This is a genomic window from Thermostichus sp. MS-CIW-34 (genome assembly GCF_054060435.1).
In genome coordinates this window covers 31,118-41,595 of sequence record NZ_JBSSDE010000028.1, presented here as the reverse complement: position 1 = coordinate 41,595, position 10,478 = coordinate 31,118, and the positions used below count along the sequence as shown (strand labels likewise).

Sequence of the window (10,478 nt, the reverse complement as noted above, 5' to 3'; positions counted from 1 at the left end):
TTGCGGGATACCGCCTTCCTGCTCAGAGATAGGCAGGATGCGATCGCTTCTTTCCTGAACCATGTTCAGGAGAGTTCAGCGTGAATGTATCAGGTGGAAACCTGTGCCATCCTCAACACTGCCGCCAACCGTCTGATGCAGCTTTTTCACGAGCGGATGCCCGTGATTTTGACGGAAAACGACTACGACCTCTGGCTGGATCCCCAGGTGCAGGATCCCAAGCTGCTTTTGCCCTTGCTCCGCCCCTACCCAGCAGAAGCCATGGCGGCTTATCCGGTCAGCACCTATGTGAACAACCCCCGCCACGAGGATCCCGCTTGCCGTGCTCCTATCGGAGAAGCAGTGCAGGGATCCAGCCTCAGCGAGCCCGCTGGTAGCGCATCCCCGGCAGTTGTACCAGCCAGCCTTCCAATTCCATAAGCAGCAGGGTACTGGAAAGGGTGGCAATATCCATCTGGCTAGCCTGGGCCAGGGCATCGAGGCTGAGGATGCCCTCCCCTAGCAGCTGCCAGAGCAGTTGCTGTTGGGGATCGCTGGGGCCAGTGGACGAGGGCTGCTTTAGCACAGGGGATCCCTGGAGGAGGCCCAAGTCTTTCAACAGCTCCTCGATCCCCAGGATCATGCCGGCGCCACTGCGGATGAGGTGGAGACAGCCACGGGCCGCCGCCGTGTCGATATTCCCCGGCAACGCATACACTTCCCGACCGTAGTGGTTGGCCAGGTGAGCAGTGATCAGCGCTCCAGAGGTCTCAGGAGCTTCCATCACCAAAGTGGCGCGGCAGAGGCCGGCAATGATGCGGTTGCGCTGGGGAAAATGCTCCTTGGCCGGTGGCGTGCCGGGGGGATATTCGCTGAGGATGGCCCCTTGGGCCAGGATGCGCCGGTAGAGAGCTTGATGGTGAGCTGGGTAAACTTTGTCCACCCCCGTTCCCACCACGGCCACCGTCTTGCCGCTGGCATCCAGACAGGCCTGGTGGGCAATGCCGTCGATCCCCGTTGCCAGCCCCGAGACCACCACACAGCCAGCTTCCGCCAGGGCAGCGCTGACTTTCTGGGTCCACTGTCGACCGTAGGCCGTAGGGGCGCGGGTGCCGACGATGGCAATAGCCGGCTGTTGCCAATTGGGACATTCTCCTAGGGCATAGAGAATGGGCGGGGGATCTGGCACCTCCCACAGCAGCAGCGGATAGTCCGGATCTGCAGGCGTGAGAAAGGGGATCCCCGCTTTGAGGGTTTCCTCCAGGATCTGCTCGGGATCAAGGCCAGGACGGGCAGAGACAATAGCCTGGGCCAGGGTGGGGCCAATGCCTTCCACCTGCCGCAGGGCCGGGGCATCCGCTTGCCAAGCCCGCTCCAGGGATCCAAAAAACTCCGCCAGCCGCTTGAGCCGGTGGGGGCCAATCCCTTTGATGCGGGCCCAAGCTAGCCAGTAGGGCCGCTCCCGTTCTTCATGGCCTGGCCCACGGGAAGGCTCCCTCTTGCCAACAGGATCTGAAGGGGAAAGGGGAAAAGACAATTTAGCTCTGCGCAGTAGTGGCTGTATCTTAAATGATTGGCAAAAGGAACGCTTGGCAAAAAAGCAGGAGATGGGTAGATGTCAGGGTTGGATCCCGCCGGTAACCTTCAAGGATCAAGGCAGCTGCGGTTTGGGCGGATGCGCCAAGCTTGGGTGTGGGGGGCCTATCCCCTGCTGTGGCTGTTGACCTGGGTGGGATCCCGCTCGGCCCAGCCCCAGTTTTTGGGGATCCCGGCCTGGCATTGGCTGGCGGGATTGGCTGTCCTGCTGTTGGTACCTCTTAACTTCTACATTGTGCGCGTTTGCTGGCCGAGAGGCGGAGATGAGTAACACGGTTTTGAGTCTGGGTGTGGTGGGGGCATACTTGCTGCTGCTGGCGGCCATTGGCTTCTGGAGCTATCGCCACAGCGGCCGGGATCCGGTGAGCTATTTTTTGGCAGGGCGGGGGTTGGGATCCCTGGCTCTAACTTTGACGACGCTGGCCACCTTGCTCAGCGCCTTTACCTTCATTGGGGTGCCGGCAGATGCCTATACCCACGGCCTAGGGATCTTCCTGGGGGTGGGGGTGACCACCGCCCTCATTTCGGGGCTGTTTTTGTGGGTGGGCTACCGGGTATGGCTAGCAGCCCAACACTTTGGCTTCATCACCCCTTCGGAGTTCTTCGGCCATCGTTTTCAAAGCCCCCTGTTGGCGTTGTTGTATTGCCTGAGCGCTTTGGTGTTTACAGCCCCCTACATCAGCATCCAGATCATTGGCGGGGCCCGAACCCTAGCGGCTGTCTTGGGGGAGGGGATCCCCTACTGGCCCTTGGCGGTGGTGGTGGCGCTGGTGATCTTGGGGTATGTGCTCTTTGGCGGATCCCAGGCGGTGGTCTGGACGGACGTGGTGCAGGGGATCATCTTGATTCTGGGGATGGGGGTGGCCTTTGTTGCAGTGGCTTTCTCCCTAGGGAGAGAAGCGGGTAGCGAACTGGATCCCTGGCTGAGCTTGCCCGGCCCCCAAGGACGCTGGAGCTGGCAAGGGTTACTCGGCAATCAACTGCTGTTTTTCATGGCCACTCCCCTTTTCCCACAATTTTTCCAGCGCTTTTACATGGCCAGGAGTGCTCATCCCTTCAAGACCCTGATGGTAGTCTGGCCGCTGCTGATTCTGCTGGTCTTTTTCCCGGCAGCTCTTCTTGGGGTTTGGGGCCGCCTGGCTTTTCCCGGCCTGGAGAAAGCGGACCAGATCATGCCCCTGATGTTGCAAACTCTGCCCGGCGGTGTGGCAGCGGTGGTGATTACAGCAGCTCTGGCCGCCCTCATGTCCACGGCAGACTCACAGCTCCTTACGGCCAGCTCGTTGGTAACGCGGGATCTGGTAGTGACCCTCTTTAGACGCCAGCTTTCCCCCCACCAAGAAGAGTTGCTAGGCCGCTGGGTGGTGCTGGGGATCGGCCTAGCTTCCTTTGTGATTGCTCTTAACCCGCCGGGGCTGATTGTGGAGATTGCCACCTGGAGCTTTCAGGGCAACGCCATGCTGTTCCCTGTCTTAATTGCCGGCCTGTACTGGAAGCGGGCTACCCGCGCCGGGGCAGTAGCCGGGGCCCTCGTCTCCAGCGGCCTTACCCTAGGGTGGCTAGCGGGCCTGTTGCCGCGGGCTTGGACAGGAGGCTGGTTACCCGTAATCCCGGCAGTGGTGATCGGCAGTGGGGTGTTAATTGGCGTAAGCTTGCTTACCCAGCCGCCCAAGGAGCAGGTGACCGCCTACTACGAGGAAGGGCCTTGGGGAGAGTAGGTTATTCTTTATCGATCAGCTCAATCAACGCTTTTCCAGGTCTGCCGGTAGCCAGCCAGCTTGAGCCAGGCCGTTGAGAAATGCGAAAGTCCCTCCCAGGAACAGCAAGCCCATCAGGCCCGCCAAGGGGTTGCCACCAATCCCCGTTAGCCACGCTGGCGCCCTGCCGGTGTAGTCTATCCAGGCCAAGTTGTTGACCCAGGCCATGCCCCATACCCAACCCGCGTGCAGCCCTAGGCTAAGGCCCAGCTTGTTTTGGTTCCAGACCCTCGCCTGCACCAGCAGCAGCCCCATCAGCCACAGTCCGGGAAATTGCGGCCAGGTGGCGAGAATCTCAGGCAAAGGCTTCAGGAAATGGGCCATAGCAAACAGGAAGCTGGATCCCCACACCGCAGTGCTGCAACCGTAGTCCAGCAGCATCTCCTGCAGCAGCCAGCCGCGAAAAAACAGCTCCTCCGCCAGCGCCACCCCCAAGCCCAAAAGCAACCCCAGCAACCCATAGACCAGCAGGGATCCCCCTCCTACCGCCCTCCAACTCAGCCAACCCAGGGATCCCTCCAGGCCCAAAAGCAAGAAAAGCCCCCCGACCCCGATCCCCAGGCCCCACAGGATCCCGCCTCGGCAAGGCCAACTGCCATCCAGTCCATAGGCGGCAAACCCGGATCCCCACACCCATAGCCAGGCTAGCAGCAGGGCATACAGGAGCAGCCACAGGTACTCCCGTCGTTCAGGAAGAAGCCAACTCCCCAGCCCGAGCAACGGCAGCCAGGCTAGGAGGGGGATCCCCAAAAACAGCAACAGCCGCAGCGGCAAGGGCAAAGCCTTGAGTTTTGCAATCAGCAGGCCCACCCCAACCGCTCCTGCTTAGCGTTCCGGCTCAATGGAGCTGGTGAGGCCGTGCTGACGCAACTGTTCGCAGTAAAACTCCGCGTGCTCCCGCGGCACCACGATCACCACAGCAACACCGTTGTTGTGGGCCTCTAGCATGATCTCAGTGGCTTGCGGCGGCATCATCGCCGGGATCACCTTCACCAGCACCTGCACCACGTACTCCATGGTGTTGACATCGTCGTTGTGCAGCAACACCCGGTACATGGGCATGTGCTTTGGGGTTACAGAAGGCTTGACCAGGGTCTCTGTAGCCACAACGATCCCTCCTTCGGCAGGGTCAAAAGAAGTCTAAGGAACGCAAAACCGCAAAAATGGGGCAAAAGCAGGAAAAACTGTAATGAAATTTTAGCCTTCTCAGCAAGCTCTGTGAAAAGGCCGTGGGGAACCTGGGCGCAGGGGTCAGAGCCGTTAAACCAACCCTAACCCAGCCTTCACCTGCCCACAACCTCAGCTTGGGGGCAAAAGTGCTTGACTAAAAAGGCGATTGGCCTTTGTTGCGGATCCCTTTACATTTGCCTGCGTCCCTGAGGTGGGCCCTATGAGTTCCCTGAGTTCCCGTCGCTTTTTCCTGCAGTTGCTGATGTTTGGAGGTGGGGCAGCTGCCCTGGCTGCCTGTGGGGGCACCTCCAGTTCCTCCATTCCCCCCCTGGGAGAGCCCGGGTTCCCTCAAGGGGTATTTGCCGGGGATCCCACCTCGGAAGGGGCGGTGCTTTCCACGCGGGTGATCCCGGCCAGTGCAACAGACACGGTTGCGGTGACGTTGCAGGTGGCTGAGAATTCCGAGTTCAACCCCATTTCGCAACAAGTTTCGCTTACTGCTCGCCGTGTGGCGGGCCGCAACTACCGCACTGAGCCAGGCGACTACATTGCTCGTGCCGTCGTCACCGGCTTGAGGCCAGCGCAGCGCTACTTCTACCGGTTTGTCAGCGAGGGGTTTACCAGCCCTGTAGGCCAGTTTCGCACCCTGCCAGCTCCTGGGGATGGACGACCCATTCGCTTCTTACACATCAGTTGTGCCAACGAGCCTCCCTTTCCTAATTGTGAACGGCTTTTTGGCACCGGTGAACCCGACCAATCCGCAAGTGAGCGGGATCCCAGGGGTAACCACAGGCAACCTGCGCTTTTTGGAGCTGGCGGTGCCCAACTACAACGTTATTGAAGTGTCCGGCAGCCGCTGCACCATTCAAATCAAAGGCCCCGCCGGCAATGTCTTGACGGATCCCTTGGGGCGACGCGGGGAACTGAGCTTGCCACAATAAAACCACAATAAAGAAGTCGGCTCAACCGATGAGCCAGCTGCGCCGGATTGTCAATCAGAATTAAGGGATCCCTGCTTCGGTTGGGATCCCTTTTTTGTATCCCTTTTTCGCGATTTTTAACGTGGGATCCTTAACGTGATCTGGATCATTCGGGAAAGACGGATCCGGGTGCTAGAGTGTGGGCGTTGAGGTGGATCCCTGTAGAAAATCTATCTCCGTTTTTCAGTAGGAGGGCAGTCTTATGGCTTCGGTGCGGGGCTGGTTGGTGGCAAGCTTAATAGGAGCGGCCACAGTTATCGGGGGCGCTGCCGCCTGGGCTCAGAGCCGTAGTTTGTGGCTTCTTAATGGACAATCGACCGTAGTTACAGGCTATTTCTACCGAGGTGAAAACATCTGGGCGCAGTGCGACCAGGATTGCTTCGATGTGGATCTGGTGCTTTACGATGCCAGCGGTCAGGTGGTGGCTGCAGACGAACTGTTGGACGATTTCCCCATCGTGCAGGCGCCCTACGAGGGCAACTTTTCTGTCAAGGTGATCATGGCTAGCTGTCTCCACCCCAGTGGTTGTGCTGTGATCGTAGACTCGGACTACAGCTTCTAGAAGGGTGCTGGCTGTCCTCACTTCGCTGCTACTGCTTAGGAACTCAGTCCGTAGCCTAGGCTGCTTTGTGAGCAGCTTCCTGGACTTTGGCGTGGGTAAACTTGCTCAGGCCGTGGATGGTCTTTTCCCAGTAGAAGGGCTTGGTAAAGAGCTGCCACAGGGCCATGTAAGCTGCCATAGAGTGCAGTTGCCAGTAGATGGGGTTGAGCAGGGCATAGAAGGCCAGATCGTAGTACCCTCGCCGGAAAACGGCCACCAAGTTGAGGTAAATCCCAATGGCATTGCCCACCAGGAGGTTAAACAAGCCCAGATAAACCAGCCAACTGGGAAATAGGTTTTGCAGCCAATGGGCGCGGGTGAGCAGCCAGTAAATAAACAGCAGCCACATGATGGGGCTGGTGAGAAAGGTAAAGAAGCTGCCGCCAATAAAAAACTGGTAAGACAGCCAGTTCTTCAGGCCCAGCTTGCGCAACGAGCGCAGGGGGTTGCGGTTGTGCACCAGCCAAGTTTGCATGTAGCCCTTGATCCAGCGGGAGCGCTGCCGGATCCAGTTTTTAACAGCGCAGTTGGCCTCTTCATAAGTGGTGGAGTTGATCACCCCCACCGTATAGCCGTGCTGGCTGGCGCGGATGCCTAGATCTGCGTCTTCGGTGACGTTAAAGGGATCCCATCCCTGCAGCTCCCGCAGGCGGTCAGTGCGAAAGTGGTTGCTGGTGCCACCCAGGGGGATGGGCATTCTGAGAGTTTCCAAACCCGGCAGCAGATAGTCGAACCAATAGGAATACTCCAAGGTAAACATGCGGGTGAGGAAGTTCTCGTTGCGGTTGAAATAGTTGAGGGCGGCCTGGACGCAGACCAAGCTGGGATCCCCTTTTCGGAAGGCAATGACTGCTTTTTTGAGTTGGTCTGGATCCGGAATGTCTTCAGCGTCGTAGATGGTGAGGTATTCGCCACGGGCAAAGGCCAGGCCGTAGTTGCAGGCTTTGGGTTTGGTCTTGGGCTTGCTATCTGGCACGATGAGCAGGCGCACGTAGCGGGGGGGCTTGGCAGCCCGGGCCGCCTCAATGGTGGCGCGGTCGTTTTCTTCTAGCAAGATGAGCACATCTAAGCGCTCATGGGGGTAATCCAGCTTGGAGAGAGACTTGATCAAAATCGGCATTACTTCCGGTTCTTTGTAGACCGGCACCAGGATGGTATAGATAGGCAAGTCGCGATCATCCAAAGCGGCTACTTCCTCATCGGTAATCTGGTGGAAGCGATCGGCGGATCCCACTAGGCTGAGCAGCAGTTTGAACAGGATCGAAGCGACGTAAAAAAGATTGATCAGCAGCACCAAAATGGTCAGAGTCGTCCAGGGAGCAGTGGCCAACCCCAATAGAAATAGCAGCAGCAGGCCGTAGCCCACTGCAATCTGAGAAGGAGTAAACACCCGCGAGGCCGATTCCTCCGGCAGGCGGGCCATGAGCTTGTACACCGCCTCTTGGCTGAAGCGGGATCCCTGGTCTTGGCTGAGCAGTTGCGTGATATCCTGCTCGGTGCCCAGCACCTTTTCAATCCGCAAGCCTGGCCGCCAGCTGTAGAGCAGCTCATCCACCGCCCAGTCCAGGGGGTCATTGACCATCACTGTAAGGGTGTGCTCATCCGTCCAGCTCAAGGGGTAGAAGAGGTGGCGCATCATCACCTCGGGATCAAACTGCCGGCTCAGGCTCTCGTCGCGGTGGAGCAGCCCTGTCCCCATTAGTTCTGAGACAGCGGGGTAGCCCAGCAAATGGGCTAGGATGCTGAGATACTCGGGGGTGGAGAGGTAGCTCAGCCGGGTCAGCACCTGCCCCAGGCTGGAGCCGGTGCGGCGGCGGATCTCCAAAGCCTGCTGCCACTGCTCTAAGGTAAGACGGCTGCCCAGCAGCTCGGCGGCCAGCTTGCGCTCAAGGATGACCGTCAGGATCTGCTTTTCAGTGGCTGGGATCTCCCAGAGTTTTTCTGCTTCCGGGCACAGGTGTTTCACAGACTGCCAAATGGCGGGGAAGCCCGGCTCTTCTGTGGCCACCACAACAGTTTGCGGGTCGAGCCAGCCACAGGGCAAAAAGCGCACCGGCACCAAATCAATAGGCTCAATCAGCCAAGGCAGCTCTGGATCTAGGGAGTGCTTGAGCAGCCAGTCTCTCAGCCTAGGCCGGTCCAGAATCTGGCGACACAAGTTGACAAACTTGCCCGGGTGCATGACTCGCAAGCTCCAAAGAGCCCTAGGCAAGGAGCAACTAGCTGCTTCGCGATACTCCTCAGCCTCAGCCAATTGCTGCCGGGTAAGGTAGCCCGTGCGCAAAAGCGAGGATTTGAGGGACTGGAGCATGGAGCGTGGCTGGAAACCCTATTCGCGCAAGTGGGACGGAGTCCTTGCTTGACTCAAGTCTGGTTTAACCGGAAGTCCTCTGCCAACCCCCCTAGGAAAGGGTGGGCGACTCAGGGCGGCGGGCCAAGCGTTGGTAGGTATTCCAGGCTCCTACTGCCAGCAAAAGGGCCAGCAGCAGCACTAACCAATAGCGGTATTGCCACAACAAAAGCTGCCAACTGAAGCGACCGGGGTAGCGCACTCGATAGCCTGCCGGCGTGAGATCCCAGCTTTGCACTTGGGTGAGATCGGGGGCAGCGGCATAGGCGGTGAGCACGTTTCCCTGTAGCTGGTTGGCCAGGCGGGTGCGCGGATCGGCAAGGCCGCGGCTGAGGCGCTCTGCCAAAGCCGGGTCAGATCCCCACCAGGAAAGCCAAAGGTTCGGCTTACCTTTCAGGAGAAAGTACTGCAAAAGGCCGAGGTTTTCTTGAGGCTGAGCGGCCAAGGCCACCTGCTGGTTGAGGGGATTGATGATTTCAAACTGGGATCCCAGCCGGATGGGGCTATTAAGCTCCACCTGATCTGGCCCAGCCACGATCACCTGCCAGGCAAAGTTCCCCGTCTCCAGGTTGGCTTCCTCTTTGGGCAAAACCTCAAGGGTGGGCAGCAGGGGTCGGGCAGCCAGCCGGCTGAGGGCACCGACCAGGTAGGCGGCAGCCGGCAGCAGTTGGGGATCCCCCAGCCCAACCCGTCCGGATCCCTGCAGCACCGCCGGGATCTCCTGCAGCTCGCCGCTAGGGGCTTGGTAGCCGCTCCAGAGAAGGCCAGAGCTATCGGAACGCACTTGCAAAGTCAGCGGGGTCAGGGATCCCTGGCAATTACCGGGGCTGGCCCCGTAATCAAAGCGCAGCTCCAGTTGGTTGAAGCGGCGCAGCAGGCGGGTGGGGAGGGGGATGGTCTCGTTGAGCTGGGTGCGGCCCGTTAGGTTGTAGGTGCGCAACAGAACGCCATTCAAGAACACGTAGCTGGTGAGGCGATCCCCCACTCGGCCATCGACCGGGTTCATGATCACATCCAGTTGCGCCGCCAGATCCCGCGGTCGTCCCCCTAATTGGGACAGGCTGAAGTTGAAGACCAAAGACTGGCTGCCAAACCCCCGCAACATGGGATCCACGATCCCCAGCTCTCGCAGGCTGAGGCGGTTGGCCCTGAGCGCTCTCTCCAGATCCGCCACCCTTGTCACCTGGATGCCGCGGCTGACCAGCCCCGCCCGCTTCCATTCTTCATAGAGAGCAAGAATAGCTTCCCGGCGGGCGGCCACTCGCAGTCGGGATCCCTCTGGGGTAATTTGATGCTGCAAGTGGGGGGTGAAATTGGCCGGCTCTAAGATCACCTGTGCCCCCTGCTTCGGACGGTTGCTCCACAGGATGGGCGTTTGCGGAAACAGGTGAGAAAGGAGGCTGTACAGCCACAGAGCTGCTTCCGCCGTCTCAGAGGAAGGATTGGCCGGCACTACCAAAGTAACCTGAGGATACAGCCGGCCCAGAAAACCGGCCACCGTGGCATCAGGAACGAGGGGCGCCAGCTCAAAGAAACTATCCCGCCCCACCGTCAGCAGCAGGTTGCCGGTATTCAAGTCGGCACAGATGTCGTCGGTAATGCTCAGGAAAGGCTGCACCGACAAGGTGATAAAGCGCTCGCCAGCGGCCAAGCTGGGGATGGGCACTCGCACCACCGGCTCCTGCCGCAGATCTTGCACCAGGAAGATACCCGCCAGCTCGTCATTGATCAGCACCCGCACCGTGGACGTAGGTTTCAACACCGGCGAGGGATCCAGGCGCAACTGCACAAAGCTGGCCTCAGGGTCAACACCGTTCAGGGGGGCAGGGATCCCGATATCTAGACGCGGGTTAGCTCCTTGCAGCAGCACCGAGCGGTCGTAGCCCAGCCTTTGCAGAGAAATGACTTCCGCTGCCTGGGCAGCCGTTGGCCCGCAACACCAAAGCAAACCGGCAACCCACAAAGCCCACTGCCTTGCCTTCTGCGTCACCTTGACCCCCTCTTGCTTATCCCTCACTTGTCTAGTGCAGGCAAGCCCCTTGGCC

General features: G+C 59.4%; 11 protein-coding genes. 6 read left to right on the top strand and 5 right to left on the bottom strand.

Annotated elements, in window-relative coordinates; genetic code table 11:
- The first annotated feature begins 84 nt into the window (after window positions 1-84).
- Complete coding sequence (locus tag ACVWYY_RS10295) at window positions 85-420, top strand: SOS response-associated peptidase family protein (RefSeq protein ID WP_457402304.1); 336 nt, start codon at window positions 85-87, stop codon at window positions 418-420.
- Here the strand turns inward: ACVWYY_RS10295 and dprA are convergent.
- On the bottom strand, window positions 359-1,516 hold the full coding sequence (dprA, locus tag ACVWYY_RS10290; RefSeq protein ID WP_457402306.1) for a DNA-processing protein DprA: 1,158 nt from the start codon (window positions 1,514-1,516) through the stop codon (window positions 359-361). The two genes, ACVWYY_RS10295 and dprA, sit on opposite strands and share 62 nt — an antisense overlap.
- Before the next feature lie 138 nt (window positions 1,517-1,654).
- On the opposite strand from dprA, the gene ACVWYY_RS10285 reads away from it, so the two are divergent.
- Both ACVWYY_RS10285 and ACVWYY_RS10280 read left to right on the top strand, forming a co-directional pair.
- A complete protein-coding gene (locus ACVWYY_RS10285) occupies window positions 1,655-1,846 on the top strand; it encodes a hypothetical protein (RefSeq protein WP_457402308.1) in 192 nt (63 codons plus the stop codon).
- On the top strand, window positions 1,839-3,293 hold the full coding sequence (locus tag ACVWYY_RS10280; protein WP_457402310.1) for a sodium:solute symporter family protein: 1,455 nt from the start codon (window positions 1,839-1,841) through the stop codon (window positions 3,291-3,293). Before ACVWYY_RS10285 ends, ACVWYY_RS10280 begins: the two co-directional genes overlap by 8 nt.
- Window positions 3,294-3,317: 24 nt before the next feature.
- Here the strand turns inward: ACVWYY_RS10280 and ACVWYY_RS10275 are convergent, their stop codons facing one another.
- Complete coding sequence (locus ACVWYY_RS10275) at window positions 3,318-4,142, bottom strand: CPBP family intramembrane glutamic endopeptidase (RefSeq protein WP_457402311.1); 825 nt, start codon at window positions 4,140-4,142, stop codon at window positions 3,318-3,320.
- Between the two features lie 15 nt (window positions 4,143-4,157).
- Window positions 4,158-4,439, bottom strand: a complete 282-nt coding sequence (gene clpS, locus ACVWYY_RS10270; RefSeq protein ID WP_099812808.1) for an ATP-dependent Clp protease adapter ClpS — start codon at window positions 4,437-4,439, stop codon at window positions 4,158-4,160.
- 283 nt (window positions 4,440-4,722) lie between these two features.
- On the opposite strand from clpS, the gene ACVWYY_RS10265 reads away from it, so the two are divergent.
- From ACVWYY_RS10265 to ACVWYY_RS10255, 3 genes are all read left to right on the top strand, one after another.
- Window positions 4,723-5,343 (top strand): PhoD-like phosphatase N-terminal domain-containing protein, encoded by a 621-nt coding sequence (locus tag ACVWYY_RS10265; RefSeq protein ID WP_457402314.1) that lies wholly within the window; start codon window positions 4,723-4,725, stop codon window positions 5,341-5,343.
- Entirely contained in the window at window positions 5,321-5,443 is a 123-nt protein-coding gene (locus tag ACVWYY_RS10260; RefSeq protein ID WP_457402316.1) for a hypothetical protein, read from the top strand. Before ACVWYY_RS10265 ends, ACVWYY_RS10260 begins: the two co-directional genes overlap by 23 nt.
- Window positions 5,444-5,684: 241 nt before the next feature.
- On the top strand, window positions 5,685-6,044 hold the full coding sequence (locus ACVWYY_RS10255) for a hypothetical protein (protein ID WP_099812809.1): 360 nt from the start codon (window positions 5,685-5,687) through the stop codon (window positions 6,042-6,044).
- 55 nt (window positions 6,045-6,099) lie between these two features.
- On the opposite strand, the gene ACVWYY_RS10250 is transcribed toward ACVWYY_RS10255, so the two are convergent.
- Window positions 6,100-8,394, bottom strand: coding sequence for a glycosyltransferase (locus ACVWYY_RS10250; RefSeq protein WP_457440454.1), 2,295 nt, complete (start codon window positions 8,392-8,394; stop codon window positions 6,100-6,102).
- Between the two features lie 91 nt (window positions 8,395-8,485).
- The gene (locus ACVWYY_RS10245; protein ID WP_457402319.1) at window positions 8,486-10,423 is read right to left on the bottom strand and encodes a cellulose biosynthesis cyclic di-GMP-binding regulatory protein BcsB; all 1,938 of its coding nucleotides are present in this window, start codon (window positions 10,421-10,423) and stop codon (window positions 8,486-8,488) included.
- Between the last annotated feature and the right edge of the window lie 55 nt (window positions 10,424-10,478).